The organism is Parashewanella curva (genome assembly GCF_003675895.1).
GTDB lineage: Bacteria > Pseudomonadota > Gammaproteobacteria > Enterobacterales > Shewanellaceae > Parashewanella > Parashewanella curva.
In genome coordinates, this window is sequence record NZ_ML014763.1 from 45839 (window position 1) to 71719 (window position 25881).

The 25881-nt window shown below is 40.8% G+C and carries 30 protein-coding genes; 7 read left to right on the forward strand and 23 right to left on the reverse strand.

What is annotated here, in order from left to right; all coding sequences use genetic code 11:
- Positions 1-210: 210 nt before the first annotated feature.
- From D5018_RS06305 to D5018_RS06360, 12 genes are all read right to left on the reverse strand, one after another.
- Positions 211-876, reverse strand: coding sequence for a helix-turn-helix transcriptional regulator (locus tag D5018_RS06305; RefSeq protein ID WP_121838165.1), 666 nt, complete (start codon positions 874-876; stop codon positions 211-213).
- Positions 877-1054: 178 nt separating this feature from the next.
- On the reverse strand, positions 1055-1837 hold the full coding sequence (locus D5018_RS06310) for a CsgG/HfaB family protein (protein WP_121838166.1): 783 nt from the start codon (positions 1835-1837) through the stop codon (positions 1055-1057).
- Between the two features lie 9 nt (positions 1838-1846).
- A complete protein-coding gene (locus D5018_RS06315) occupies positions 1847-2239 on the reverse strand; it encodes a curli assembly protein CsgF (RefSeq protein ID WP_121838167.1) in 393 nt (130 codons plus the stop codon).
- A 15-nt stretch (positions 2240-2254) separates the two neighbouring features.
- Entirely contained in the window at positions 2255-2659 is a 405-nt protein-coding gene (locus D5018_RS06320) for a curli production assembly/transport protein CsgE (RefSeq protein WP_121838168.1), read from the reverse strand.
- 180 nt (positions 2660-2839) lie between these two features.
- Positions 2840-3658, reverse strand: coding sequence for a potassium channel family protein (locus tag D5018_RS06325; RefSeq protein WP_121838169.1), 819 nt, complete (start codon positions 3656-3658; stop codon positions 2840-2842).
- 21 nt (positions 3659-3679) lie between these two features.
- Entirely contained in the window at positions 3680-4021 is a 342-nt protein-coding gene (locus D5018_RS06330; RefSeq protein ID WP_121838170.1) for a hypothetical protein, read from the reverse strand.
- Between the two features lie 71 nt (positions 4022-4092).
- Positions 4093-4725 carry a hypothetical protein gene (locus D5018_RS06335; RefSeq protein WP_121838171.1) on the reverse strand — a complete coding sequence of 211 codons (633 nt, stop codon included), beginning with the start codon at positions 4723-4725 and terminating at the stop codon, positions 4093-4095.
- 386 nt (positions 4726-5111) lie between these two features.
- The gene (locus tag D5018_RS06340) at positions 5112-5801 is read right to left on the reverse strand and encodes a PspA/IM30 family protein (RefSeq protein ID WP_121838172.1); all 690 of its coding nucleotides are present in this window, start codon (positions 5799-5801) and stop codon (positions 5112-5114) included.
- 11 nt (positions 5802-5812) lie between these two features.
- Positions 5813-6226 carry a YjfI family protein gene (locus D5018_RS06345; protein ID WP_121838173.1) on the reverse strand — a complete coding sequence of 138 codons (414 nt, stop codon included), beginning with the start codon at positions 6224-6226 and terminating at the stop codon, positions 5813-5815.
- 76 nt (positions 6227-6302) lie between these two features.
- The gene (locus D5018_RS06350; protein ID WP_121838174.1) at positions 6303-8036 is read right to left on the reverse strand and encodes a polyamine aminopropyltransferase; all 1734 of its coding nucleotides are present in this window, start codon (positions 8034-8036) and stop codon (positions 6303-6305) included.
- Positions 8037-8125: 89 nt separating this feature from the next.
- The gene (locus D5018_RS06355; RefSeq protein WP_121838175.1) at positions 8126-9025 is read right to left on the reverse strand and encodes a DUF350 domain-containing protein; all 900 of its coding nucleotides are present in this window, start codon (positions 9023-9025) and stop codon (positions 8126-8128) included.
- An 11-nt stretch (positions 9026-9036) separates the two neighbouring features.
- Entirely contained in the window at positions 9037-9987 is a 951-nt protein-coding gene (locus D5018_RS06360) for a hypothetical protein (RefSeq protein ID WP_121838176.1), read from the reverse strand.
- 158 nt (positions 9988-10145) lie between these two features.
- Between D5018_RS06360 and glnE the strand changes: the two genes are divergently transcribed.
- Positions 10146-13007: a bifunctional [glutamate--ammonia ligase]-adenylyl-L-tyrosine phosphorylase/[glutamate--ammonia-ligase] adenylyltransferase gene (glnE, locus tag D5018_RS06365; protein WP_121838204.1), complete on the forward strand. Its 2862-nt coding sequence runs from the start codon at positions 10146-10148 to the stop codon at positions 13005-13007.
- Between the two features lie 50 nt (positions 13008-13057).
- Here the strand turns inward: glnE and rraA are convergent, their stop codons facing one another.
- On the reverse strand, positions 13058-13543 hold the full coding sequence (rraA, locus tag D5018_RS06370) for a ribonuclease E activity regulator RraA (protein WP_121838177.1): 486 nt from the start codon (positions 13541-13543) through the stop codon (positions 13058-13060).
- 698 nt (positions 13544-14241) lie between these two features.
- Here rraA and D5018_RS06375 point away from each other — a divergent pair.
- The 3 genes from D5018_RS06375 (at position 14242) to D5018_RS06385 (ending at position 16286) form a co-directional block, all read left to right on the forward strand.
- Positions 14242-14493 (forward strand): YgjV family protein, encoded by a 252-nt coding sequence (locus tag D5018_RS06375; RefSeq protein ID WP_121838178.1) that lies wholly within the window; start codon positions 14242-14244, stop codon positions 14491-14493.
- 219 nt (positions 14494-14712) lie between these two features.
- Complete coding sequence (locus D5018_RS06380) at positions 14713-15228, forward strand: phosphatase PAP2 family protein (protein WP_121838179.1); 516 nt, start codon at positions 14713-14715, stop codon at positions 15226-15228.
- Positions 15229-15245: 17 nt separating this feature from the next.
- Positions 15246-16286, forward strand: coding sequence for an MJ1255/VC2487 family glycosyltransferase (locus tag D5018_RS06385; RefSeq protein WP_121838180.1), 1041 nt, complete (start codon positions 15246-15248; stop codon positions 16284-16286).
- Here D5018_RS06385 and aroQ read toward each other — a convergent pair.
- The 3 genes from aroQ to D5018_RS06400 all read right to left on the reverse strand — a co-directional run bounded on the left by aroQ (position 16283) and on the right by D5018_RS06400 (position 18843).
- Positions 16283-16717, reverse strand: a complete 435-nt coding sequence (gene aroQ / locus D5018_RS06390; RefSeq protein ID WP_121838181.1) for a type II 3-dehydroquinate dehydratase — start codon at positions 16715-16717, stop codon at positions 16283-16285. The two genes, D5018_RS06385 and aroQ, sit on opposite strands and share 4 nt — an antisense overlap.
- A gap of 54 nt (positions 16718-16771) precedes the next feature.
- Positions 16772-17188, reverse strand: coding sequence for an alternative ribosome rescue aminoacyl-tRNA hydrolase ArfB (gene arfB, locus D5018_RS06395; protein ID WP_121838182.1), 417 nt, complete (start codon positions 17186-17188; stop codon positions 16772-16774).
- 161 nt (positions 17189-17349) lie between these two features.
- Positions 17350-18843: a Na+/H+ antiporter NhaC family protein gene (locus D5018_RS06400; protein ID WP_121838183.1), complete on the reverse strand. Its 1494-nt coding sequence runs from the start codon at positions 18841-18843 to the stop codon at positions 17350-17352.
- A gap of 162 nt (positions 18844-19005) precedes the next feature.
- Between D5018_RS06400 and D5018_RS06405 the strand changes: the two genes are divergently transcribed.
- On the forward strand, positions 19006-19212 hold the full coding sequence (locus D5018_RS06405) for a cell division protein ZapB (RefSeq protein ID WP_121838184.1): 207 nt from the start codon (positions 19006-19008) through the stop codon (positions 19210-19212).
- Positions 19213-19424: 212 nt separating this feature from the next.
- Here the strand turns inward: D5018_RS06405 and D5018_RS06410 are convergent, their stop codons facing one another.
- The 6 genes from D5018_RS06410 to D5018_RS06435 all read right to left on the reverse strand — a co-directional run bounded on the left by D5018_RS06410 (position 19425) and on the right by D5018_RS06435 (position 23187).
- A complete protein-coding gene (locus D5018_RS06410; protein WP_121838185.1) occupies positions 19425-19649 on the reverse strand; it encodes a DUF1107 family protein in 225 nt (74 codons plus the stop codon).
- A 127-nt stretch (positions 19650-19776) separates the two neighbouring features.
- Positions 19777-20370, reverse strand: coding sequence for a thiol:disulfide interchange protein DsbA/DsbL (locus D5018_RS06415; protein ID WP_121838186.1), 594 nt, complete (start codon positions 20368-20370; stop codon positions 19777-19779).
- A 75-nt stretch (positions 20371-20445) separates the two neighbouring features.
- Complete coding sequence (locus D5018_RS06420; RefSeq protein WP_121838187.1) at positions 20446-21057, reverse strand: thiol:disulfide interchange protein DsbA/DsbL; 612 nt, start codon at positions 21055-21057, stop codon at positions 20446-20448.
- Positions 21058-21152: 95 nt separating this feature from the next.
- Positions 21153-22193 carry a serine/threonine protein kinase gene (locus D5018_RS06425; RefSeq protein ID WP_121838188.1) on the reverse strand — a complete coding sequence of 347 codons (1041 nt, stop codon included), beginning with the start codon at positions 22191-22193 and terminating at the stop codon, positions 21153-21155.
- Positions 22183-22527, reverse strand: coding sequence for a DUF3630 family protein (locus D5018_RS06430; protein WP_243637394.1), 345 nt, complete (start codon positions 22525-22527; stop codon positions 22183-22185). Before D5018_RS06430 ends, D5018_RS06425 begins: the two co-directional genes overlap by 11 nt.
- Positions 22528-22605: 78 nt before the next feature.
- On the reverse strand, positions 22606-23187 hold the full coding sequence (locus tag D5018_RS06435) for a hypothetical protein (protein ID WP_121838189.1): 582 nt from the start codon (positions 23185-23187) through the stop codon (positions 22606-22608).
- Positions 23188-23300: 113 nt separating this feature from the next.
- Between D5018_RS06435 and D5018_RS06440 the strand changes: the two genes are divergently transcribed.
- Complete coding sequence (locus D5018_RS06440) at positions 23301-24167, forward strand: hypothetical protein (protein ID WP_121838190.1); 867 nt, start codon at positions 23301-23303, stop codon at positions 24165-24167.
- Here D5018_RS06440 and D5018_RS06445 read toward each other — a convergent pair.
- Positions 24164-24514, reverse strand: coding sequence for a hypothetical protein (locus D5018_RS06445; RefSeq protein ID WP_121838191.1), 351 nt, complete (start codon positions 24512-24514; stop codon positions 24164-24166). The genes D5018_RS06440 and D5018_RS06445 overlap by 4 nt on opposite strands.
- 220 nt (positions 24515-24734) lie before the next feature.
- Here D5018_RS06445 and D5018_RS06450 point away from each other — a divergent pair, with 220 nt between their 5' ends.
- Complete coding sequence (locus tag D5018_RS06450) at positions 24735-25826, forward strand: branched-chain amino acid aminotransferase (RefSeq protein WP_121838192.1); 1092 nt, start codon at positions 24735-24737, stop codon at positions 25824-25826.
- Positions 25827-25881 lie beyond the last annotated feature (55 nt).

Consider the following 25881-nt stretch of genomic DNA (forward strand, 5'->3'; position numbering starts at 1 on the left):
GAAAGGTGTAAGAAGTGAGCTTGAAAGGTGTGAAGATCCCCTAACATTATAATTTCACGCCCAAATGGCGAGTTACTTTCAGCAGCGTGGTTCTTTTAGAGGGAATTTCTGAGTGAGAAAAAAGAGCTGCCTTTTCATAGGTACAACTTTCTGCTTTGGGGTAGGCAACTCTCATTTGGTTTTAATGTCTATAGAATAAAATCAAGCGGCTTAAGCCAATTTTGCATGATGGTGATTAGACCAGCGTAATAACTCCACTCGATTTCGAGATTGCGTTTTTCGAAAAATGGAAGAAATATGAGTTTTTACCGTATGCTCACTAATACACAATCGATTAGCGATCTCTTTGTTCCTAGCTCCACTGGATACTAATTGAATGATGGTTTTCTCTCTTAGCGTTAACATGCGCCAAACAGAGAGTCTGTTTTCATTGCTAATATGTGAACCGGCAGGCTCATTACTATGAACGAGTTCAGATATAACTTTACTGAGTGTCGTTCGATCATACCAAAGTTCTCCCTCAAGCATTTTTTTGAGGCCTGTAAGTAGTAAATCCATGCTGAGGTTATTGTATAAAACGCCTTGAACGCCAAGTAAAATACAAGCGTTTTCGTCAATGCTTTTTGGTTGTACTTGAAATAAAGCAACAGGCATCTCTGCCACAAGCTTTGTGAGTTGCAGCGGTAAACCTTTTGCATCTAAAGATAGCCCCGTTTGTGGGAGCAAACAGAGGTAACGTCCTTCACTATTGCAGCTAAGTGCTTCCTCTATGCTGGAAACAACCTGAGTTGATATACCGATAGACTCTGCCAATACTGCTAAATGGCAAGGTGAGCTGAGCTCATGAATAAACAGTAAATCCTTTACTTTTTGCATTAAAGCTTCTCCCTAAATTTTATCTTGTAGCGAATATTGTTTTAATAACTCTGTGACCCGTTGTACAAGACGTGCTTTATTAGCTTTTATGTTTAGATCCAATTGCGCCTAATTAATTTATCAATCTGTTAACAATAACGAAAGCAAATTCTGGTTGAATTTTGTTCGTTGTTATAAGTTATCCTTTGATAGTTGGCTGAGCTGTCCATAGTTTATTCTTTTTACCTTGTTCAATTAACTCAAAGACTGCAAGCTCAATAGCCTGTTTAACACAGTATTGAACAGGTTCATTGGTACTGTAACCAAACTCAGCCTCTGCCAAACGATTTAAACTAGTAAATCGATTTAGACCTGCGCGAACTTGTTGAGAGTATATTTTCTTAGTCGTATTAACTGACAATAAAACTTTGCCGCTATGAACGTCTATCGCACGTAAATAAACGGTTACTTGATCTTCTCTGTATAAATCTGATGCAGTGATACCAAAATACCCTGCGCCTTTACCGCCAGTTGTAGTATTGGTTTCATAGCCAATGATCCCTCCTTCAAGTAATAGCCGGGCATTGGTTAGGCTTGGCAGGTCGCTGTTTTTCTTATCAATCTTAATTTGATTCTTTTGTAATATTTTTCGCTCGGTCAATAAGTTCTGTAAGCCTTCTCGTTCAACTGGTGTAAACCACTCACTATCCAGAAGGGTTTGCACTAACATTGGAGTAGCCCCTTGCGTCACAGCGGTAGAAAAAGTACTGGTTTTTTGTTGGGGTTTATATTGCCCAGTTTGGTCTCTGAATGAATAAACAGCAACAGGTATTCGAAATTTAGGCTTTGGGTTTTGTTGCATTTGAACTAATAATTCACTAGGAGCATTGATTTTTGCTGGGGTAATATTTAATGCAGGATGAGTTAATAGACCACAGCCACTCATTAATAAACTGCTTGCAAGTAAAAGCGTTTTTTTCATGATAGGCTCCTAGTAACCAGGATTGATCATGTCAATGACAGTGGTTTCACCAGTTAGCTCGTTCAAGATTGTGACTTGAAATCGGCCACCGCCCAGATCTGCTACAGTGATGGTATAGTCACCCGCATCGAATGTGCCCTCTTTTAGCTCTTTATTAGCAAAATCACGAGTGATTTTGCTCATTATGTTTCTTTCTAAGGACTGTTTAAAACGAGTAACAAAGTCTCTGGCATCGTTTTCAGAGTGGTTATTTTGTGCTTTCGCTTTTGTGAAAAAGTAAGAGCCATTGAGTGGGTTTCCACCAAAGGTTGGGTTGATGGGCTCATACACCAACTCAGAGGCACTGAGGCCAGGAGTGGTGATAAGCGCAATGATGGCTGCCGTTGTTTTTATTTTATTCATGATAGTCCCTTAACATTAATATCCATCTATTTGATCGTCAAAATCGTTGTTATATTGTTGAGCCTGAAGGTATGCCAAATAGTCAATGGTCACTAGCATGGCTTGTTCTGCCCTTTTTTCCACGGCTAGCATGCGTCGCCCAAAATGGGTTTGGTATATTTTTTTATCATTGAGTTTCACCACAAGAAGTGTTCCGGCTTGAGGGAAAACCGTTTCGCTAATAGTGACGTTGTGGCCCTGTGTGTAGGGTAATTCACGCCAGTATCCTGAATAATAGAAAGTAAAATCCTTTCCAAAACGAGTGAGAGTTCTATCAATTACCAGCCCACTGAGTTCTATCTCGTTGGCAGCGGTGTTTTGAGTAGAAAAAAGGACTATTGAAATTAAAAGTAGCGTGATTTTTTTTAATTTATAAATCATGACTTTTGTTGCATATAAACCCCAACGAAAGTCTAAGCTATCAGTTTATTTTATAAACCACACTCACAATGTTAATGGTTTGTGAAATATAGCACTAAAGTACTAGTACTTTTGCTCTATTTCAAAACTGAACGCACTAATTAAATAAGATATATTTGGGAATAGTGGCGGCAATTACTGCTATTTTTTATCGTTAATTTGTTGGCTTAACTTTTTAACTTCGTTTAATAACAGCTGTTGGTTTTGTTCCATCTGCTTTTGATTGGCTTCCATTCGAGCAAGAGCCTGTTGGAGTTCAAATTTGATTTGTTCTCTGTGTTCTCGTTGGGTTTCTTTTATTTCATCTTCATCTGGTGCGACAAAGACTGAAGCCATATAGCCAGAAACCACACCAAAGAAACTGACACCAGAGATGATCACTAAGCCACCGATAATGTGGCCGACGGTAGTAACCGGGTAATAATCACCATAACCTACAGTCGAAATCGTTACTAAGGCCCACCATATTGCTTGTTCAGCCGTATGAATGTTGGCGCTGTCAACACCGCTTTCTACGATCAATATCAAAACAGATGATAAAGACAAAATGGCAACAATGGCGACTAATAAGCTGGCAAACGTTGCTTCTTTCTTTTGTTTGAGCAACGGAAGTAGTAATGAACGACTGGTTCGGATCAAGCGTAAGACTCGTAATACCTGAAAAATGCGGGCTGCTCTGAGTGGTTCAATAGCAGGAATACTGGCGACAAAATCAATCCAATGATGTTTCAAGTATTGGAGCTTATGTTTAGAGCGAAATAAGCAGTAAAAAAAATGCCCGAGAAATACTAAACAAATAGATGTATCGATAAAAAATAATAACTTATGAGTCTGATCAGATAAATCACCAAAAGCTAGAAATAGCATGATAGTAACGGCGATCAATGAAAGTATCATCATTGCTAGCTCAAAAGGTTTTGGGCCGTCTAATTGGTCAAATAACCGTCTACGCTGAGTCATGCTTCGTCCTTGGTGAAAAGGTTATCTGTCGATCAATTCGTCTGTTACGTAATTGACGAGATCATCTAATACTCGTTTTTTTATTTCGAGTTGTTCTTCAGAGTCGAGACCATACTTCTCTGCGAGAATTTGATAGTCATCTAAGCTCAAAGAAACAGTAAGACGAGGACGTTTTGGGCGCTTGGATACTTCTAAACCTAAAATTGTGCGAATTTGATCAGAGGGGCTTACGCCTGAATCAAGTGCAGCTTTTCGTATTGAGTATTGAAATTTTTCATCCAAATCAAAAGCAACCTGAGTGGCTTTCGCCGCTTTTTGACTCTGTTGCCATTTTTCTGGTAATTTGCTTTTAGTGTTACTCAAAATTAAGCTGCTCCTTATTCTTTCTTTGGTCAATGTTACCAAATATTTCAAAATTGCCTAGCCCGTAATAGCTAAGAAATCGGCCAATATTGACGAATGTCGGACAAAGGGCGGTATAAAATTAAGCTTACGTCGGTTTCTCCACCATCAAAAACTTCGATATCAATGGCATGCTCTTCGACATCATCGATTAAAAAGTAGTTCTCAAATTCGTCACCGCGATCACTAGGTGGATTCTGGTTCCTATAATCTTTATCGTGGAAAAAACCTTGTTGAGCGAATTTAATGCGTCTGTAGGTTTCCCCAAGCCACTGAGTTAAGTCATTGCATTGGTGTTCTGAGTTTACTGTAAGCACTGTTTGAGAAGTCTCTTCAAAGATTTCACTGAAAGTATCTAAGTCAAATAACTGCTCGACGTCACTTCGAGTAATTTTTAAAGAGAAAGCGAGATATACGTCTTCATCTTTATCTAGTGTGAGATAAAGGTTATGACTTCCTGTTCCCTTTAAATGCCATTCAGTTTGCTGAGAGCGTTCGTATTCATAGGTATTGATAGACTCGACTTTTAGCTGTTGGCCACGTAAATGGGGAGGAAGCGCAAAACTATCATCAAGCGTGATCATATCACCCACAATCAGTTGTTCTGGATGATTCAACTGACGTGCAGGGGTGTCTGTTTTAAAAAGAGAACTAAAAAAACTCATGTACCTTCCTCCAGAAGACTAGGGCGTGTTGAACTTTCGTGTTTATTTTTGCAGCGATAAACTGGTTATCTTATGCAAGGCAGAGTTTGTGAAGTGTGGTTGTCCCACATAAACAAACTATAACGCAGCAGAAGTGACCAATTTACGCTATCTTCGATGCTTTTGAGCACTTTCTGTTCTTTGTTGTGAGCAGTTTACTTAGATGGCTAAGCTTCACTGCTCACGCCTTGAACAAAAAAGTGCTCAAATAGCACAAAATTTAATCCTGAAAGATCAACATGCCCTAACATCATTAAAAACAAGAAAGCGACTCAATGGCAGTGGTTGGATCCTGCCGATGAGTCGCTGAGCCTCAAATCTATTCACATAGATGGGCAAGGGTGGGTTTAACCTTTACGTGCTTTTAAACGCTCCAGCACGGCATTGGCGTCAGATGTCTTTTCACCAATACCCGCTTCAGCTAGCTTTGCCTGCAGTGATTTATCACTGTTTTCGTTTTCAAGCGTTTCAGCTGCTTTTAGCTTGTCATCAAACTGTTGTTGCTTCGCTTTAATACGTTCTAGTGACTCTTTGGCATTCATTAGCTTAGAGTTGCTGGTTGCAAACGAATCAGAAATGGTCGCCGTGGCCTTTTGCACACTTTCAGTGGTTTTCACCATACTGAGTTGACGCTGATAATCAGAAAGCTGGCGTTCTGTCTTTTTCACTAATTCTTTAAGGCGAGCAACGTGTGCGCTGAAACTATCGAGTGCTGATTGCTGTTCAGTAAGCTCTTGGTCAAGAGTCGCGATTTTTTCTGCTACTTCTAGGGCTAGAGCTTCATTACCTTTTTCAAGTGCTTGTGTTGCATAGCCTTCATGCTCTTCAATGCTGCGCTTTAGTCGATCAACTTCTCGACTGGCCTGCATTTCTTTAGACATAACGTCAGTTAGTTCACGCTTGGCGTTAGTTAGATGCTTTTTAGCATCACGAATTTCTTGTTCAAAAATTCGCGTTGAGTTTGCATCTACAATGCTTTCACCGATTTCGGTAGCACCACCACGAAATGCGGTTAGAATTTTGCTTAAAATGCCCATATCCTGTCTCCTTATTTCAAGTAGGCAACCATTTCGTCGATAACTTCAAGACAGTTATCCGACAACACGGCGATTTCTTGCTCAATTTCATTCATGCTAGAGTTCAGTGACAGAGCACCATAAACCACATACTTGTTATCGACTTTGGCAAAAGCCGATAGTGGCATTGGGATATTAAGTTCTAGCATGGTTTCGAACATTTCTGTTCGTTTGTCTGGATTTACCTCGTTCTCATCCCATAAATAACTGATGCACAGTATTTGATTATCGGTAACGGAGATAAATACCGGAATTTCTTCACGATCAATGACATTAACTTGTAGCACTTCCACTTCGCCATCAATGGGATAACAGTCAAAATTAAAGCCTGTTTCACCCTTATCGCCCAATTCATTGAGATAGTTTGCAATTGCGTGAATGTTCATAATTATCCTTATTGACATAATATGTCTTGAGTCAAACAATAGCACTGAGACATAATATGTCAAGCAGTTTTTTTGGTTAATTGCCAGTCATTGAAGGATCGACTCCTAGTTCGTCCTTCCATGCGGCTAAGTGATATCGGTAGAGCTGCAATGACCCTAACACGTTAGCCTTTACGTTTTTGTTATCATCATAAAAATTCCCCGGAAACTCAAACGCTGCCCGAGTCAACGCGGGGGTTAGCCAGTGTTCGTCAATCGGAAATTGTTGAACACTTTGTAATCTGGTTAACGCATCTTTACCCATAATGGTACCAATAGTCCATCCCCACTCACCAAAGCTTGGGACATTATGATGGTATTGTTCTACCTTGAATCCTGCTAACTGTAATGTTTTACCTACAGAGATAAATGCATTCTTGGCATGATACGGAGATGTGGACTGAATGGTGATTGCGCCATCACCGCTCAATAATTGCTTTAACTTCAAATAAAAAATGTCTGAATACAGTTTATTAAGATCGGGGTGGCTAGGATCCGGCAAGTCCACAATAATGACATCAAATTTTTGTTGCTCTCGAATTAATTCATCGACACCGTTAAAGGCATCGTTATATTTAATCGATACTCTCGGATCATTAAGCGAATTACCATTGAGGGTTAACAGCTGCTGATTCAAAAAGTGAGGCATTTTAGGATCTTTCCCAGCAAATGCATCAATCAAACCTTTGTCCAAATCCATCAATACGACATGTTTAGGGTGCCACTTAAAAACTTGTTTGAGCGCTAGGCCATCACCACCACCCACAATCAACACCTTATCGTGGCGAGCACTAGCTGACATTGTGGGGTGAACTAAAAAAGCATGGTAGATGTGCTCATCTTCACTGGAAAACTGTAAACGCCCATTGATATATAAAGAATCGACAGCCGGTAAGCTATTACCTCGTAATCGTTGGGTAAACGTCAGTTGTTGAAAGCGAGTGGACTTGGCATAAACCACTTTATCTTTATAGAGTAAATTATTGAATCCTTGCTGCCAATCTGGTCCAAAACGTGCGAGCATTATCAATAAAATTGAAGCAAGAATATGGCCTAATAGTAGCCAAGGGAAGTGACGAATACGTTTACGAAATCGGAATAAAAATACGAAGCCAGCCAGTAAATTAACACTGGCTGTTAAGGAAGCGGCTAGCTCAATATCCATGGCGAGCATGACACTTACCCAAATTGCTGCACCAATTCCTGCCCCAATGTAGTCAGCACCATAAATCGTTCCTGCGTTATGAAGCAGATGTTCATCAGATAGGGCTTGGCGCACACGAGCAATCAATGGTATTTCCATTCCTATCATTAACCCGAGGATCGTGCCCCATAGATAGGGTAAGTATGTACTCGCGGTTTGCAGTTGGTGCATCACACCACCGTTGGGTAAAGTATCTGGTGGTAGTGCAAAAGTTTGAGAAAGATATTCCGGAAACTCGGCGGTAAAACCAATGATGGCAGCGGTGATCATAATGGCACTAGCACCGCAAATAGCCACAATTAACTCTAAAACCGCAAAGCCAGTAAACGCGCAACGAATTTTACGTGCGGCAAATGCGCCTAATCCCATCGACACAATCATGATGCCAATCATGGTGTAGATTGCAGCTTCAAGTGCGCCAAGAACTCGACCTGCATAATGAGAGAGCAAGTACTCATAAATTAAGCCACAGCCTGCTAATAGAGCCATGGTTATTAGTAGCAGGGCATCATCCCATTTGGTGAGTGAGCGATTTGATGAAGATGATGTTTGGGCGGCGATGGTCATCGAACATCCCTTAAAAGAAATTAAAAATTAAATAAGCATCTCTCGAACTCAGGGATATGAGAGATGCTTTATTTCACAGCTTGATTTGCTTATGCCATCAAGGCGGTTAAGATCATGGCTACCGAAAAGCTAATCGCTACTTCAATAGCGGCTAAACCAACATTATGTTGTAACTCAACCTCGGCGCTGCGATTGATTTTAGCAAGTACCGTTGCTTTCACAATAAATTGCAAGATTGAGAGCGCAACCAACATGATGATTGAAAATACCAACCAAGCCAGCAGGTTACTCACATACGCATCGGGTACATATTCAATAAAATGACTGGCTGCATTAAAGCTCAAGCCCATGGCTATCATATAACCTGCATGACGCAAAGCTAAGGCCGTATTTCCTTGAATTAAGGCTTGTTGAAGGCCTTGCCCTTGATTGCGTTTTTGATAGCGATTTTCACGCCAGCGAGTTAATAAAACTAACATCAACTGAGCAATAATAAAGCTACTAAAAATGGCAATAAATGTATTGAGGGATAAATCTTCAACCCACAATAAAGTCGCACGAATAATGATGGCAGTTGCAATCACAGCACCGGCATCAACAATGGCTACCGAAAGGTTACCACTAATAATTTGCTCATTTTTATTAAATTGGTTTAGGGCAATTTTATCATGAATAAAACGGCCAAGCTTAATAAGCACAATGCCGACAATACCATAGCTGAGTAAACCTATTGCTTCAGCGGTGTAACTGCTAGCGGCTTCACCTGTGATGGCGCCAGTGAGCACAATACCTAAAGCAGCCACGGCTCCTGCTGTGCTGATACCAAAGGCAAAGTTATCCTTTTCTGCTAACTCTTTCTGGGTGTTTACGTTAGCACTCCAGCCCAAAATGAAACGCATTAACGTCAACAGTAGGGTGGCAATACCTAGATCTATCAACAAGATGATCAGCAATTGTTGGCTTAGGCCGAAATCCTCAAAAAATGACATGATATATCCTTTTATTTCCCACGACTGATACCGCGTGACGTTCGACTAGAAGAGTTACGAAAATTACTGCTTTTAGAGTAATTAGAGCGAAATTTACTGCTCGATGATTTGGTTGATGCACTCACTTGGCTAGCACGGCTCAAACTGGTAGAGCCTGTGCGAGTTTTGGCGTAAGGACTGGTAAAGCTCTTACCTTGGCGCTTAAATTTGCTTTGTGTTTTTTGATAAACAGATTGCTGCTTTTTCATCTGCTTAGGGGAGGTGTATCGATAGCGTCCTACATCGCCATAATAGCTGTACCCTCGATGGCGTGACCAAGAATCATAACGAACCGGAGACGCTAAGTTAGAAAACAAAGCATACATACCGTACCACTCCCAAAACGATATGCCATTGCTGCCTGTTTGCCATTGACCATAACTAGGGTTGCCCACTAATTGGCTACCTGCACCAAAGTCCGAAGCGTTATTCGCCATTAAATCAGCTTGTCTGCTGATGGAATTGACTCTAGCAAGTGTTCCACCAGACATATCAGCAATGACGTTTACAGGATCGGAAAGCATATCATTGTATAAGGATGGAGCTGCGGCTTGATATAAGTTTTCGATTTCGGCAAGCTGTGCATCAAGATCGATGAAATTAGCAGAGTCTTTAGATTCTGATAATCGTCTTGTTAGCCCTTTAAAAATCGGCCCTTGATCGGTGGCATCTTTCGCCAGCTGTTGTAATAGCGCGGTATACTGCGGCTTCTGCTTAGCGAGAATGGCCGAATATTGTTTGAGTAATTCGGCATTGCGTAATTGGCCGTTTCTCAACTCTTGTGCCAAGGTCGCTAAACGATTATCGGTTAATTTTTGGTAGTGTTGGATTTGTTCTGGGCGATCATCACCGCAACCCGTTAACACGAGCAAACTCAGTCCAATACTCATAATTAATATGGCTTGGCGTAGCATTCCTGCCATATGCACTCCCATGTGAATTTGTATGTGTTGATCATTAAAAAAACACGAAAGATCAACAGCCTTAGGATTCATCTAATTGGTATACTTGCCAATAGAGACTCTAACTGTATAGCATAAGCCGACATAATATGTCGAATGTGTGCGCTTTGTAAATGATTATGACTATGGATAAGCAGACTAACAAGCCTTTTAATCTTGATATTGAAAAAATTGCGTCCCAAAGCGTACAGCAATTGAAAGATCGCTTCCCTGAAATATATCAACAACTTAATTCTGAGCAACAACAAGAATTGAAACAAATTTTTGGGCTAAGTGACTTCGTTTATCGACAACTGCTACGCAACCCTCAATGGATCGCTAATATTCTAGAAGAATTGCATGAAGATTGCCTAAGTGAATTTTATCGCAGCCGCTTGCTCAGGCAGTTAGATGAGGTAAAAGACGACGCTGATGCAAAGCGGATCATTCGTTTATTCAGACAACGTCAGATGGTAACCATAGCTTGGCGTGACTTTTTAGGTTACTGCACGACAGAACAGTCCTTATATGATTTATCTAAATTAGCGGAAGCAACAATTATCGGCACTCGCGACTGGCTTTATAAAGGCTTGTGTGGCTTATATGGCACACCTGTTAATGTTAAAGGTGAGGCTCAGCCATTGATGATCATGGGCATGGGTAAGCTAGGCGGCGGTGAACTGAATTTTTCATCTGATGTGGATTTGATATTTGCCTATCCTGAAGCTGGAGAAACGGTAGGAGGGCGAAAAACAAGAGATAACCAAGAATTTTTTACTCGTATGGGACAAAAGCTAATCAGCTTGTTAGATCAAGTCACCATTGATGGCTTTGCTTATCGAGTGGATATGCGTTTGCGTCCTTATGGAGAAAGTGGTCCGTTAGTGTGCAGTTACAGTGCCCTTGAGCATTATTATCAAGTGCAAGGTCGTGAGTGGGAACGCTATGCGATGATCAAAGCCAGAGTTTTAGGGCCTTTTTGTCAACACAAACGTGAGCTGAAAGAGCTTTTACGGCCTTTTAAATATCGTCGTTATATCGACTATACGGCTATCGATTCATTACGAAAAATGAAGCGTATGATCAACCAAGAGGTACGTCGTCGCCAGCTTGATAATAATATTAAATTGGGAGCTGGTGGGATCCGAGAAGCAGAGTTTATTGTGCAGAACTTTCAGTTGATCCATGGTGGGCGTCAACCCGATTTAAGAAAACCAAACCTGTTACTCGCACTTGAGAATGTCTTCCATCACGGCTTTATAGGCTTTAATGACAAAGTGGAGCTGAAAGCGGGTTACCTGTATTTAAGAAGGGTAGAGAACTTATTACAGGCCATTGATGATCAGCAAACCCAAACCTTGCCAGATAATGATTTGAATTGGCAGCGCCTTACTTGGGCAATGGATGAAGATAGCCCAAATTCTTTACAGCAGAAAATCATTGAACATATGGAAAACATCCATAAGCATTTTCAGGCTTGTATTGGTGAAACTCAGCAAGAGGAAGATAGCTGTGATTGGGCTGAACAAATTTGGCATGAGCAAGAGCTTGAAGTTGCGGAACGCCTAGCTCAAAAGCAGGGCATTGAGGCCAGTGAATTGCTCACTAAAGTGTTTTCTTGGCGGGCGGATATTCTTAAAAAGCCCATAGGACCCAAAGGGAGAGACGCCCTTGATAAGCTCATGGTTTATTTGATTGCAGAGTTATGTCAGCAGTCTAAATCGGCACTGGCTTTTTCGGCGATTGCATTGGTATTAAATCGAGTAATAGGACGAACCACTTACCTCGATTTATTATGTGAAAACCCCGGTGCTCGCAATCAGTTGATTTTATTGTGTCAAGCGAGTCCTTGGATTGGTGAGCAATTAGCGAAGTTCCCAATGTTGTTGGATGAACTTATCGATCCTGCACAGCTTTATCAAATTACCAAGCTTGACGATTATCAACAAGAGCTAAGGCAATATTGTTTACGGATCCCTGAAGACGATTTAGAGCTGCAAATGGAAACCTTGCGTCAGTTTAAGTTATCTCACCAATTACGAATTGCAGCCGCTGACATCACGGGATTGTTGGATGTGGATGAAGTCAGTGAGCATCTCACTCGTCTTGCTGAGACTCTTATCAAACAAGTGGTGCAATATGCTTGGTATCAAACGACGTTGCGTCATGGGTTACCTCAACATCTAGGAATAAACGAAACCGGATTTGCTGTGGTTGGTTATGGCAAATTGGGTGGACGTGAGCTGGGTTATGGTTCTGATTTAGATTTGGTATTTTTGCATAATTGCCAAGATAAAAGCTGTGTCACCACAGGTGAAAAACAGATTGAAAGTACTCGTTTTTATGCCAAATTGGCGCAAAGGATCATCCACTTATTTTCAACTCGAACCAGCTCTGGTGAGCTTTATGAAGTAGATATGAGATTAAGACCATCGGGTGCATCTGGATTGTTGGTGAGCGAAATCAATCGTTTTGGTGAATACCAACAACAGGCTAAAACGTGGGAGCATCAAGCGTTAGTTCGTGCAAGAATGATTGACGGTAGCCATGATCTTTATAAGCAGTTTGAAGGATATCGGCAGTCAGTGTTGACTATGTTTCGAGATCAAGCGCAATTAAAGGCAGAAATTGATGCAATGCGATCAAAAATGATGGCACATTTATTATCGGCATCGTCTGAGCAATTTGATTTAAAACATTCCCGTGGTGGCATCGTCGACATTGAGTTTATGACTCAATATTGGGTACTTGCTTTTTCACATCAATATCCAGAATTAGCCAAGTATTCGGATAATATGCGAGTGTTAAAGACATTGATCAAGCTGGAGTTATTAACAAAGCTAGAGGCAAAATTGTTGTTAGAAGGGTATCAATATTATCGAAAAGCAGGTCATTACAGTGCGCTGATGGGGCTGAGTACCATAGTTGAGCTTAACACTGAAATAGAAAAGTACGCTGAGTTTGTGACTGAATCTTATCAGCGTATTGTGAAAGGTGAATAAATAAGGGCAGCCAAGCTAGCAGCCCTTAACAAAACAAAAAAGTGTCGTTTTTATTCAATATCGAGTGGCTCAGGAGATAAGATAATACCTGTGTTATCTGCATAGATGTGATCGCCAGGTAAAAATGTCACTCCACCAAAATTCACCGGCAAGTCGCTTTCACCATGGCCGATATCGTCAGCACCAATTGGGATTGGCGCTAAGGCTTGAATACCGATATCTAACTCTTCTAAGTTATCAACATCCCGAACCGCACCGAATACAACAATGCCTTCCCATTTATTTTCAACAGCCAGCTCTGCGATTTTGGCATCAACCAAAGCACGACGAAGTGAGCCACCGCCATCAATTAACAGAACCTGCCCGGTCCCATCTTCAGCCAATGTTGTGGTGATAAGCCCATTGTCTTCAAAACATTTAATGGTAACGATAGAGCCACCAAATGAACTACAGCCTCCAAAGTTACTGAACATAGGTTCCACAACGTCGACAACGTCTATATACATATCGCAAAGTTCTGAAGTGTTGTATTCCATATTGATACTCCTGAAGAGTCATAGTGTCTAATAACAGCAATAACTGAAGTTATAGCATTTGCTGAGCGGATAGAAAACTTAAAAATAATAACTAGGGCGTGTTGATCTTTCGTGATTATTTTTGCAGCGATAAATTGGTTATCTTATGCAAGGCAGAGTTTGTGCAGTGTGGTTATTCCACATAAACAAACGATAACGCAGCAGAAGTGACCAATTTACGCTGTCTTCGATGCTTTTGAGCACTTCCTGTTCTGTGTTGTGACCAGTTTACTTAGATGGCTAAGCTTCACTGCTCACGCCTTGAACAAAAAAGCGCTCAAATAGCACAAAATTTAATCCTGAAAGATCAACACGCCCTAATACATAAAGTAATCATAGGTTGTTGTATTTCAAGTATACCCACACTTAGATAGTAAAGGGAGGTTGTTTTCTACCTCTTTGATTTACAGCAAAATATTGCCCAAGATTTATCGCAAGATCACATTATTGATGCTTTTAAGGTTAAAAAAACGGCTATAAATGCTGTCAAGATAACAATATTTTCACAAAGTATGAACTAGGTCATCTATTTGAAGTTTACTGTTTCAGAGATGCGATAGGCTTTGGTAGTATACGAAGAACAAACTATTTTATATTAAAAACAATGTTCCTGTGCAATGAAACTGCTACTAGTTCTAAAGCACAGAATGAGGTGACTGATGGAAGCATTAAACTGGGTTGAGATTTTAGGGTACATGGCATCAGTCATGGTAGCTATTTCATTAATGATGAAAGACATTGTTAAGCTAAGATGCTTAAACTTTGTTGGTTGTGCATTATTCTCGTCTTATGGCGCATTAATCGAAGCATGGCCAGTAGCAGGCATGAATGCTTTCATAGCATGCATTAACGTTTACTATCTAACGAAAATGTACATGGAAAGCAAAGCAGGTGTAGAAGCTAAAGCATAACCATTCTTCCTAGCTTTGGGCTTTTGAATGATCAAGAGCCCATTGTTCATTCTCACTTCTACTTAGCCAGTCTTCTTATATCATCAGCTACACTTATTAATATTACATAAATATTTATTCATCATTTGTAATAAAACATTCGTGTAAAAGTAACCTAATAGTCATATACATTGTCTACTTTTACAGCATCGGTACTTGTGTAGAGTTCAGGTTCTGTCAATGCTTAAGATGATCAGTCGTTTCGATATACAGGGGTTTTACTCTATAGCTGATATGGTTAAGCGATATCAGCTTCAACTTGTTGCCAAAAGGATTTCTGCTTCGGGTGATGGTCATTACTATGTGTTACTGGCTGTGGTTTTGTTGCTATTTCATTCCAAAGGGCAGCAGCTGTTTAATCTATTGCTGACGAGTTTTGCCATTGAGTTGCCTCTTTATGTACTGTTAAAAAATAGCATTCGTCGAACTCGCCCTTGTCATTGTTTTCAAGGTATTGAGCTCGCTTTTGAACCCTCTGATAAATTCAGTTTGCCTTCAGGGCATACAGCAGCGGCTACCGTCATGGCGACAGCAACCTGCTTTGTGCTGCCTGTGTTAGGTGTTGTATTTGTCTTGTGGGCATTGTTCATTGGTTTGTCTCGTGTTGCCCTAATGGTGCATTACCCTACCGATATCATTGCAGGAGCACTTTTGGGTTCTGGTTCAGTAATGCTGGCTTTCAATTATATTAGCTAACATAAGCAAGGTGTTACATGCGTATTTTGTACGGGGTTCAAGGCACAGGTAATGGTCATTTGAGCCGTGCTAGAGTGATGGCAGCAGCACTTCAGGAACAAGGATTACACGTTGATTATTTGTTCTCAGGACGTTCCCGTGAGCAATTCTTTGATATGGAAGAGTTTGGCGATTTTCAGTGCTTGAAAGGCATGACGTTTTCAAGTGCAGCAGGGAAATTACAAATAGGTAAAACCATCAAGCAAAATTTATCTCGCTCAATACTGCAAGACATCGAAAGCATCGATTTAACCAATTATGATGTAGTGCTAAATGATTACGAGCCTGTTACGGCATGGGCGGCGAAAAATCAAGGCGTGCCAGCCATAGGCATTAGTCATCAAGCTGCGCTATTGCACGCTGTACCTAAAGCGGGAACCCAATGGTTTAGCGATTTAATGTTGAAGTATTTTGCTCCAGTCGATGTCGCGTTAGGTTGTCACTGGCATCATTTCGGTTTTCCGATCTTACCGCCATTTGTTGATGTAACTGAAGTCGAGGATGAGTTTTCTCATCAAATTTTAGTTTACCTCCCGTTTGAGTCAGCGAGCGATGTCATCGAGTTGCTTAAACCTTATGACAATTATCAGTTCTTGGTATACCACAAAGACAACATTGAACAAGAATTGCCCAGTCACATTACTTGGCATGGTTTCGATCGGTTTGGATTTAAACGTCATTTAGCCAGTTGTGGAGGCGTGATCTGCAATGCTGGATTCGAATTGGTGAGTGAAGCACTCACCTTAGGCAAAAAAATCTTAGTTAAGCCTCTACTGGGTCAGTTTGAACAACATTGTAACGTAGCTGCATTAGAGTTATTGGCTGCCGCAGATGCAATGATGACGTTAGATCCGCAAACTCTCAGTCGCTGGCTGAAAAAAGCCAATCCTCAACCTATTGAGTACCCTCAAGTCGCTGATGCGTTAGTTGATTGGTTGCAACAGGGAGATTGGGGTAACCAAGAAGAGCTGTCTAAACAGTTATGGCAGCAGGTTACCTTACCTGATAGTTGGCGTTAAGCCGTTGTGAGTCGGGCAGCAGCGGCATGCAGTGCCATTATGTACCCTTGGCTACCAAAGCCACAAATGACTCCGATGGCTTTATCCGAAAAATATGAGTGTTGCCTAAACGGTTCACGGCTGTGAATATTAGACAAGTGAACTTCTATAAAGGGAATGTTGACGCCGAGCAGGGCATCTCTAAGAGCGACAGATGTATGGGTAAAAGCGGCAGGATTGATGATGATCAGTTCTGCTTTCGTTTGGTGAATGGCATCAATCAAGTCATGTTCAGCGTTAGATTGAATATGCTCAAGCGAAATTGATAATTGTGAGGCTTGCTTTTGTAGAGACTCTACAATTTGGGCAAGGGTTTCTGAGCCATAAACTTCAGGCTCACGTCGACCGAGTAAATTTAGGTTGGGACCATTTACTAATAATACTTTTGTCATTGATCGTTACTCTCGTCCATTTCTTCATTACAGGTTAATCATTAACTCCCCAAATCACAAAGGAATTTTCTTACTGCGTAAGCTTTTGGTTTGTCCTCGCTGCTTTTTTTTATCCATTCGTTTGGTTTGGCTGGATCGTGTTGGTTTTGTGGCAATGCGTTTTTTCTGGACGACGGTGACAGATTTTACCAGCTCAATAAACATCGCTAACGCTTGCTGACGATTGTCATCTTGGCTGCGAGTCGATTGCGCTTTTATGATGATTTTTCCGCTTTTGGTTATTCGGTGATCGGCTTTAGAGAGCAGTCTTTGCTGGTAATACTCAGGTAGGCTGGAAGCCTTAATATCAAAGATAAGAACTGCTGCAGTAGATACCTTATTAACATGCTGGCCGCCAGTGCCACTGGCACGAACGAATTGCCATTCGACTTCTGATTCAGGTATATGGACTCGGGCTGAAATCTGGATCATGGATTTATTCTATCTTAACTCGCACTAAGTGGGCTTTTCAGCATTGATTTTTCTCTGTTGTGAAAGCTTAAATTAGCTCGCTAGTTCTGCACTTTCACCCCTCGAATAATGCAATGCTGAACAAACCCTGAAAGTTGCATCTTCAAGTATCAAGAGTATAACTACGAAATGGCTCTCTGAGAGCGCAGTTCTTTAAATTTTTGCATGCTTAAAAGAAATAGCGAACAACTACAAACGACAGCAGAAAGAGCTGCTCCATATCCCAACGACAAATTTAGCAGTTGAAACCCTACCAATGTAGAAAAGGCACCTACAAATGCAAATGGCAGTTGAGTGACTACATGTTGATGAGGTGTGCAGCCGCTGCTGGTGGCACTGAGTACACTAGTATCAGAAATTGGAGAGCAATGATCACCAAATACTGAGCCTGCCATGACGGCACTGAGGGCGGGTAATAACAATTGAGGATCAATAATATGCGCGATTTCACCACCAATCGGCAGCATAATGGCAAAGGTGCCCCAACTTGAGCCTGTGGCAAAGGCCATTGTGGCACACAAAAGAAATAATCCACTTAATAGAAATTGACTGGATAAATGCTGTTGAGCCCAATCAGCTAGGATGGCTGCAATAGAGAGTTCTTTGACAATCGTTCCAATCAGCCAAGTGAAAAGCAGAATACTGCAAGCAAAGGTCATGGTGTTTAACCCTATCCAAGTATCCTTGAGTAAGGCATTGAATTTGCGTCCGCTAGTTTTGAGAAGTAACAAGGTGAGCAGTACAGCAAATAAACTCGCATTTCTCATACTGCTGCCAATATCGGCATGAGCCAGCCATTGATCTAGCTGTGTACTGTCCGTTGCCATTGCTCCTGAAAGTAACATTAGGCCGAGTGAGCCTACCAATAAGGCTAAAATAGGTAATAGCAACAACCAAGGTGATCCTTGCTTATTAGAGTCTGCAACATAGTTCTCGTTTGTCTTTTTATTAGGACTTGCGCCGAAGCCAATACCAAACCATGCAACCAAAACCGAAATGATCAAAGTGCTTATGGCGTAAAAATTCATTTGCGCGATGTCGACAAAATTACTAAAGGCTGAACCGGATAAAAATGTCATGCTTGCCAAGATAGCAATTACGTAGGGCCCCCAACTGGAAAACGGTATCAGAGAGGTAACGGGCGAGGCATTCGAGTCAACAAAATAGGCAAGCTGCTCTGACTTCACTCCATATTTCTTGGATAAAGGTTGGCAAATGTTTCCGACCGCTAAGCAGCTAAACAAACCATCAATAAATACAAACCAGCCTAAGAACACCATGCCTAACCTAGCTTGTCTTGGGGTTAGAATTTTGTTGTGAAGCCAGTTGCTAAACTCATCCACAGCATGACTTCTTGAAAGTAGCTTGGTCATAACCCCAAGTAATATCATGGTCGCAAGTACGTTGAGGTGCCAAGCTTGCCATTGACTTTGTTGGTAAAATTGCTCAATCAGTAATCGGCTCAAATGCTCTAAGGAGGCGACTAAAGAAAAGTGATTGAGAATAAAGCTACCACTGACAATACCAACCCCCAATGCAAGTAAAGTATTTCTTACCGTTAATGCTAAGATGAGCGTTAAAAATAATGGTAAAAGAGAAATAATAGGAGTGGTCATATTGGAGTCAAAAACTTGATTGAAAGGTTAGGAGTTATCTTAGGTTACTGACAATTAACTAACATTGCTAAGAAAAGTTTCCAATTGTTATGGAAAACGCTTCTCAATTAACCATTACCACTGATAAAATTGCCTCATCATTTAGTTATTGAAGAGAGTTCCATGAGCTTAGAATTATTGTCAAAACTGGAAGCGAAAATTAAAGCCACTGTAGAAACTATTGAGCTGCAAAAAATGGAGCTTGATGAAGAAAAGCAAAAAAATGCTGAACTGACGGCGAAAATAGAGCAGCTACAAAGTGAACTGAATTCTTGGAATGATAAAGTGAGCGGTTTAGTTGGCTTATTAAACGAAGATATTGACGCTTAAAAAGTACCTGACGATAAGTTGTTTGAAAATTATCGAGTTCAGGTTTAGTGCCATTCAAGGTGCGATGACGAGCCATAGCGTAACTATGGTGAGGAATTGCAACGCAGAAGGGGGCTGAAAATGGGCTCGATAAAATCTTAAGAAATTTATGGTTAGTACTTACATCTAATCGATGCCTTGGGGGAAACTCTAAGGCATCGATACTATTCTCTCTAACCGCTTACTCTACAAGTCTGTATAGATTGCTTTTCAGCTAAAATTAAGGCATTCATTTCAGTAATGGCTTGTTTCACCTTAGGTCTACACCACCTTGGGATCATAAGCTTACCACCATCAAAGTAGATCACTCCTAAGTCTTTTACCCAAATGACGCCCTTTGCAAAAATTCGAACGTGTTTAGCTATCAATTTTGGTGAATAAACAGGAAATCTTCTCATTTTGAAACCTCACGACATTCATGTCTTTAGAATACTTGTTGTGACGCTCTATGGATCAGTATAAGTCACGAATATATAGACCTGTAGCGGCGGAAAAAGTTTCGCTTTTTATTGTGAATATTTGATGTCAAATTGTGGTCAAATACTTTACTAATGCCAATAATTCTTGATCAGATTTCACAGATTGCAAATTGATTTTGTATTGACCGTTGATAACTAGGGTCGGTATGACTTGAATATCAAATTGTTTCAATTCTCGACCATGTTTTTTTACTCTAGTTGCGACCATAAATGAGTCAGTTTGAGAATAGCTTTCAGCTTTTATTCTTGAGTTGATTGCCAGCTTTTTTACCTCTTCTTTAGTTTTTGGTCGATATTTTTGTTTGTGAATGGCATCAAAAATAGCGGCCTCGATTTGAGGTGCTTTTCCTAGTTGCTCAGATAATACAAAGGTCTTGCTTAGCTGTTCAGTAACAGGGTTGGGAAAGGTATGAACTTGTCTAAAGCTAATTGAAGAAGGTAAGGCTTGCTTTATATTTGGAACAATGGTTTTTGAGCAGCGGTAGCAATGACTGCAGTAAAATGAAAAATATTCGGTAACGGTAGGTTGGGCTGTTGGAGCTGGGTTTTCTAGTTTAGTGTAGTGTGTGCCTTGTTTGAAGCTGTCAGCAAAGCTTGAAAATGAGATTATTGCTGTTAATGCTAGAATCAATTTTTTCATTTGTATAACGTCCTTATTATTTTTGTTTGTTCAATTAAAAAGGGAGCCGCAGCTCCCTAAAAAGTGTTCTCAAAACTATTTATTTTTCGCTAACCAAAACGCGATAGCTAGATACTCATCCCAAGACTTTATAGCACCTTTTTCAATTTTGTAGACACCATTTACCACAAGATCCGGTACGCCATTGATTTGAGCATCTTGAGCGGCACGACGCATTTGAGCTACTCTGGCATTCACCATGAACGAATTAATCGCAGAATCAAAATCTTTACCTGAAACCCCATTAGCAATGAAAATCTTACGAACATCATCACGGTTGGTTAGACGCTGACGTTGAGCGTGAATTGCTCTGAAAATCGCCTTTTCCATCTTCTTCTCTACGCCCAGTTGCTCAGCTACAGCAAAAGCACGGCTTAGCTCTTGACCCATTTGACCACCAATAAAGTCAACGTGGCTTTGCTTAAAGGTCACGCCTGCTGGCAAACCCTTTTCAAGTTTAGGCAATACGTTAAGTGAGAATTGGTAGCAATGACCACAAAAAAACGAGAAGTATTCGGTGATTTCAGGCTTGTCGGTCTTTTGTTGACCTTTAATAACGCTGTAGTGGACACCTTCTTTATATTGTGCAGCTTGAGATAATAGCGGGAACATGAGTAATACGGCCGCTACTAATAGAAATTTTTTCATTTTTAGACCTATAAACAAACATCTAGAGTTATAAGGAGTACAAACATAATATGGATGTACGGTGTATTCAATAATTATGCGTAATTTGTTACAAATTAATAGGGCGTTAAGCTTAAAGCTGGTTCATTTAACGCAGATAGCTGTTCTTTAAAAGCAAGAATTTGCCCTTCCCAATACTTTTGGGTATTAAACCAAGGGAAATGCATCGGAAAGGCGGGATCATCCCAGCGGCGACTGATCCATGCATTATAGTTGAGCATTCTTAGTGCTCTTAGTGGCTCGATGAGTTTAAGTTCTTTCATATCAAAGTCACTAAACTCTCCATAGGCTTCCAGTAGAATGTCTAACTGCATAGTACGTTGCTGGCGATCGCCTGTGAGCATCATCCACAGGTCTTGTACTGCAGGGCCACTGCGGGCATCATCTAAGTCTACAAAGCCTGGGCCATCGGGTGTCCATAAGATATTGCTTGGATGTAAATCCCCATGCAAACGTATGTGTTTGGTGGGAACACTTTGCCAAATCTCATTGGCTGTATCGAGTACTTGGTGAGCGATGGTAAAAAATGCTTCATGCAGCGAATTTGGAATATGCCCTGACTGAGCCAACCATTGCATAGGCTCAATACCAAGAAGCTCAGGGCTACAACCCAGACGGTGTTGAAAATGGCTACGACGGCTGCATTGATGTAAACGGCCAATAAAATGCCCCACCATTTCAAGCTGCTCTATATTGTCAACTTCAAAGCCTCTCCCGCCAATGGATTTAAATAAAGCAAAGTCAAACCCTTGATAGTGGTGTAATGTATTGCCGTTGATGGTTAGCGGTAGGGCTAATGGCACTTCGGCGTCATCAAGTTCGTAAGAAAACTCATGTTCTTCGAGAATTTGTTCTTTACTCCAGCGTTCTGGTCGGTAGAACTTGACCACATACTTTTCACCTTGATCGCAGCGAAATTGGTAAACACGATTTTCATAACTGTTAAGGGCGAGTAAGCCACTTTCTGGATAGATCCCAATACTTTCAATGGCATCTAAAATATTATCTGGAGTGAGAGATTGATAATGAAACTCTGCCCCGATAGGGAAGTGCTTACCATCGTCATGGTTGGGCTGTGACACTGTATCATTCACCATTGTTAGCCTCCAGAGCGTGTGGCATTGATTGAACCAAAGGATTCAATAGTTGTTGTAGATAAATTAAGGTATCCAAATCTTTAGTATGTTCAATACTAAGCCAGCAGCTATCGGAATAAAATTCGTAATTGAGATTGAATAAACAGCCTTCGAAATCCAATTGCCATTGATGGCGATCGGCTCCCCAATGTTTTTGAATCACTCGGCTGTCGATGGCTGAACAAAAAGCTGTGGCGAACACATCAAAACTGTCAAATTCGATGTCAGAGCGAAAATACAAACACAGGTTTGGTTTATCGAGTGTAAGTTGATAAATTTTAAGAGGATGGGGCACAACATATCCCAAAGCGATTGGTTATTGCCCCTAGTTTATACTCATACAGGCGATACTTGAAGATACAACTTTCAGGGATTATTCAGCGTTGCTTTTTTCTTGTGCTCGTTTTATACGAGTGATGCGTCCTTCAAAGCCTGTAATCGTTCCATCTGTTAGCTTGTATGTTAGTGCTTGCTCACACAGTGAGATGGCTTGCTCATAATGACCTGATTCTTGAGATAAGCTTGCTAGCTGCATAAAACTTACCCCTGCGTGTTTTGCTTGTTTTTCTGAAAACGAATCGACTTGTGATTGGATCAGGGCTAAAAAAGAGTGATGTACTGATTGCCCATAAATACAATATTGTCGAAATTTTCGCTGTTTATAGCATTCGGTGATCGCTTGATTTAAGTATAAAAGTTGTTGTTCGGGCTCTTGAGTGCTTTGCCATTCACTCACGGCTGACTTTAATTTTTCATTAGCCCAATCAAGCTCAATATGTATTTTAGGCGGAGTTTCTGTTTCAGGAGGTGCTGTTTCTTCAGCGCTGAGAGCGACCTTAATTTCTGCTTCTAGCTCAGAATTTATTTCTACGTCTGAAGGTGTACTCTTGTTTCGTGAATATAAATAAATTCCTAAAGCCACAAGAAAAATGACTACACTTAGTTTTGCCAGCATTATTGTTGTCTCCATGAGGGAAGCTGTTCCTTTTGGCTGTAATAATAATACTGAAAACCTTTAAAAGTACAGAATTTAAACACATGAGCTACGGGATCGCCTAGGAGCCAACTGTGACCTCAACACTCCCATTTATTGAACAAGCTTATTGGTGGCTATCCCTGATTGCGGGGTTACATTGTTTATTACAGTGTTTGGTTTTTTTGGGAAGCAGTTGGCGAAAACCAACATCTCAGCGAATTATGTTAAGCGCGATATTTGGCTTGTTATGTTTATTTTTTATCGATGGAGTGTTAGGGGTAGTGTTCCCTGAACCTTGGCGAACTTTTTTTGGTGTCGTTACTGCTAGCGCTAGTTTGTTTATCCTTCCTCTTTGCTACCAGTATTATGTTGTTAGTTTGTATCCAGAACAAAATGCGACAGAGCGTAAGAACCCTCACTTCATTTCAGCTTGTATCATCGTTGTTTTCGTATTAATGGCCTATGTTGTTGATCCCAGTATTGTCACTCATTCGTTCCAGAATCCTAAGACCATTGTGTGGTTTTCGGGGATAGAGAGAGTGTCTGAAACTCTGCCCATCTTACTTTTTATTCAAGTTGGGGTGTATTTGGTACTCATGTATCGGTTACTGGGGGGCTATAAATATCAGTCACAAAAAACGCAGACTTCTCTTAGTACGAATCAAGCTTGTCATTGGTTATATGTCGTTACGGGTTTTATTTTCGTGAATTGGTTATTGGCCGTTCCGGGCTTAGTGTTCGTTCAGTTGTTGAACTGGAAGCTTGAGAGCACTGTAGAAGTCATTATGCATTTTACTTGGCTACTTTCTTTGTATTTACTCACTTTATATCGATTACAGCAATTGATAAATATGCATGTAGAAAGAAATGAATCTACTAATAGCTCAAAGCAAAAACCTCCCATATTAAATGAGGAGGAGCAGGATTATATTGCTTCGGTAATCAGGGATAAGGATTAATTCGATTGGCTGCATTTCACATCAATATCAAAACAAGCACCGCCTTTGGCACTACATTTTTGTAACGCTTTCCCTCTCGCTTCTGCTTCAGTACTGCCTGTTCCGTAAAAGTTGCCTGCTTTGACATCATCTAAATAGCAACCCCACTGGGTGCGGTTGGCATTGCGATTAATATTGAGAGTTTGCGTAGAGTCAGTCGGTTGGTTTAAGCCTTGTTTTAGTTTTCGTAGCTGATGTTTTAAGCTTTTGACTTCTTGTTTGAGCTGCTCAATTTGCTGATCTTTAGTTTGAGCCTGAGCAAGTGTAGGTACGCATAGTGATAGAAGTAAAACAAGAGTGTATTTCATAGTGGCTCCTCGTTTTTGCTGATTATATTCAGTGACGACTGTATCCTTACTGACTGTTAATTGTAGCCAACAAATAACGCTCTGTTTGAAACCTGTAAAGTTATTAGTAAAGAATATGTGTTTATTTCGGTCACGAAATTGAGGGTTTCCTTGACTTTGGTCACGCAGATTTCTAGTCTGCTTTGAATCCCTTTAGTTTATATGTAGATGTCCAATAAAGATGAAAATAGATTACCAACTAAAACCGCAGTCAGAACGACGTTCCACGCCTTTTACTCCAGAAGAAAATGTCGGCTTTGGTGTGCTTAGAACCGATCATATGTTTTTGATGGATTATGAAAATGGTGAGTGGAGTAATGCACGCATCGTTCCTTACGGTGCGATGGATATGATGCCAGGGGCTATGTGCATTCACTATGGTCAGTCTATTTTTGAAGGTGCAAAAGCATTTCAGCATGAAGATGGCGAAATTTATACCTACCGCATCGACAAAAATGCCAAGCGATTGAATCGTTCTGGCGACATTGTTTGTATTCCTAATTTGGATGAAAGCATTCAAGATCAAGCCGTACATGCGCTTATAGATGTTGAGCGTTTGTGGTTCCCACAGCAAGAGGGCGCTTGTTTCTATATCCGCCCGTTTATTTTTGCTACAGAAGATCGTTTATCTTTAGGGATCAGTAACAAATACACCTTCTGTGTCATGTTAAGCCCTAGTGGTGCTTATTACGCAAATGGCTTTAACAATGCTTTACGTTTGTTGATCAGTAAAACCTATCATCGTGCAGTTTCTGGTGGTACTGGTGCCTCTAAAGCGGCGGGTAACTATGCCGCCTCATTGCGTGCGACTCAATCAGCAGCTGAGCATGGAGCAGCGCAAGTATTGTATCTAGATTCAACTAACACCAAGCTTGAAGAAGTCGGGGCGATGAATCACTTTCACGTTCGTAAAGACGGCACCATTGTTATTCCTGAATTTACCGACACCATCTTAAAATCGATCACATCCGAATCGATTTTGGCTTTAGGTGACGTACTTGAATGTGAAGTTAGACAAGAAACCATCTTACTTGATGATTTCATCGCTGATATCGAGTCTGGTGAAATTATTGAAGCGGGTGGCTTTGGTACTGCTGCCGTGGTTTCCCCTGTCGGTTCGTACGTGTTTGAAGATGGTCGTGAAGTCATTGTTGGTGATGGAGAAGTTGGCCCACACATCAAACGCATTTATACGGTGTATACAGATATTCAAAATGGTTTACGTGAAGCACCAGAAGGTTGGTTGCGCAAAGTCGAAAGACACCATAAATAACAACATCAATCGATGACTTGAAAAGTGGGCAAATGCCCACTTTTTTGTAATGACA

What these genes read in the sequence shown, in the direction of transcription:
- D5018_RS06305 (WP_121838165.1), bottom strand. Translation starts at nt 876, where the DNA reads ATGCAAAAAGTAAAGGATTTACTGTTTATTCATGAGCTCAGCTCACCT.
- D5018_RS06310 (WP_121838166.1), bottom strand. Translation starts at nt 1,837, where the DNA reads ATGAAAAAAACGCTTTTACTTGCAAGCAGTTTATTAATGAGTGGCTGT.
- D5018_RS06315 (WP_121838167.1), bottom strand. Translation starts at nt 2,239, where the DNA reads ATGAATAAAATAAAAACAACGGCAGCCATCATTGCGCTTATCACCACT.
- D5018_RS06320 (WP_121838168.1), bottom strand. Translation starts at nt 2,659, where the DNA reads ATGATTTATAAATTAAAAAAAATCACGCTACTTTTAATTTCAATAGTC.
- D5018_RS06325 (WP_121838169.1), bottom strand. Translation starts at nt 3,658, where the DNA reads ATGACTCAGCGTAGACGGTTATTTGACCAATTAGACGGCCCAAAACCT.
- D5018_RS06335 (WP_121838171.1), bottom strand. Translation starts at nt 4,725, where the DNA reads ATGAGTTTTTTTAGTTCTCTTTTTAAAACAGACACCCCTGCACGTCAG.
- D5018_RS06340 (WP_121838172.1), bottom strand. Translation starts at nt 5,801, where the DNA reads ATGGGCATTTTAAGCAAAATTCTAACCGCATTTCGTGGTGGTGCTACC.
- D5018_RS06345 (WP_121838173.1), bottom strand. Translation starts at nt 6,226, where the DNA reads ATGAACATTCACGCAATTGCAAACTATCTCAATGAATTGGGCGATAAG.
- D5018_RS06350 (WP_121838174.1), bottom strand. Translation starts at nt 8,036, where the DNA reads ATGACCATCGCCGCCCAAACATCATCTTCATCAAATCGCTCACTCACC.
- D5018_RS06355 (WP_121838175.1), bottom strand. Translation starts at nt 9,025, where the DNA reads ATGTCATTTTTTGAGGATTTCGGCCTAAGCCAACAATTGCTGATCATC.
- D5018_RS06360 (WP_121838176.1), bottom strand. Translation starts at nt 9,987, where the DNA reads ATGGCAGGAATGCTACGCCAAGCCATATTAATTATGAGTATTGGACTG.
- glnE (WP_121838204.1), top strand. Translation starts at nt 10,146, where the DNA reads ATGACTATGGATAAGCAGACTAACAAGCCTTTTAATCTTGATATTGAA.
- rraA (WP_121838177.1), bottom strand. Translation starts at nt 13,543, where the DNA reads ATGGAATACAACACTTCAGAACTTTGCGATATGTATATAGACGTTGTC.
- D5018_RS06375 (WP_121838178.1), top strand. Translation starts at nt 14,242, where the DNA reads ATGGAAGCATTAAACTGGGTTGAGATTTTAGGGTACATGGCATCAGTC.
- D5018_RS06380 (WP_121838179.1), top strand. Translation starts at nt 14,713, where the DNA reads ATGCTTAAGATGATCAGTCGTTTCGATATACAGGGGTTTTACTCTATA.
- D5018_RS06385 (WP_121838180.1), top strand. Translation starts at nt 15,246, where the DNA reads ATGCGTATTTTGTACGGGGTTCAAGGCACAGGTAATGGTCATTTGAGC.
- aroQ (WP_121838181.1), bottom strand. Translation starts at nt 16,717, where the DNA reads ATGACAAAAGTATTATTAGTAAATGGTCCCAACCTAAATTTACTCGGT.
- arfB (WP_121838182.1), bottom strand. Translation starts at nt 17,188, where the DNA reads ATGATCCAGATTTCAGCCCGAGTCCATATACCTGAATCAGAAGTCGAA.
- D5018_RS06400 (WP_121838183.1), bottom strand. Translation starts at nt 18,843, where the DNA reads ATGACCACTCCTATTATTTCTCTTTTACCATTATTTTTAACGCTCATC.
- D5018_RS06405 (WP_121838184.1), top strand. Translation starts at nt 19,006, where the DNA reads ATGAGCTTAGAATTATTGTCAAAACTGGAAGCGAAAATTAAAGCCACT.
- D5018_RS06410 (WP_121838185.1), bottom strand. Translation starts at nt 19,649, where the DNA reads ATGAGAAGATTTCCTGTTTATTCACCAAAATTGATAGCTAAACACGTT.
- D5018_RS06415 (WP_121838186.1), bottom strand. Translation starts at nt 20,370, where the DNA reads ATGAAAAAATTGATTCTAGCATTAACAGCAATAATCTCATTTTCAAGC.
- D5018_RS06420 (WP_121838187.1), bottom strand. Translation starts at nt 21,057, where the DNA reads ATGAAAAAATTTCTATTAGTAGCGGCCGTATTACTCATGTTCCCGCTA.
- D5018_RS06425 (WP_121838188.1), bottom strand. Translation starts at nt 22,193, where the DNA reads ATGGTGAATGATACAGTGTCACAGCCCAACCATGACGATGGTAAGCAC.
- D5018_RS06435 (WP_121838189.1), bottom strand. Translation starts at nt 23,187, where the DNA reads ATGCTGGCAAAACTAAGTGTAGTCATTTTTCTTGTGGCTTTAGGAATT.
- D5018_RS06445 (WP_121838191.1), bottom strand. Translation starts at nt 24,514, where the DNA reads ATGAAATACACTCTTGTTTTACTTCTATCACTATGCGTACCTACACTT.
- D5018_RS06450 (WP_121838192.1), top strand. Translation starts at nt 24,735, where the DNA reads ATGAAAATAGATTACCAACTAAAACCGCAGTCAGAACGACGTTCCACG.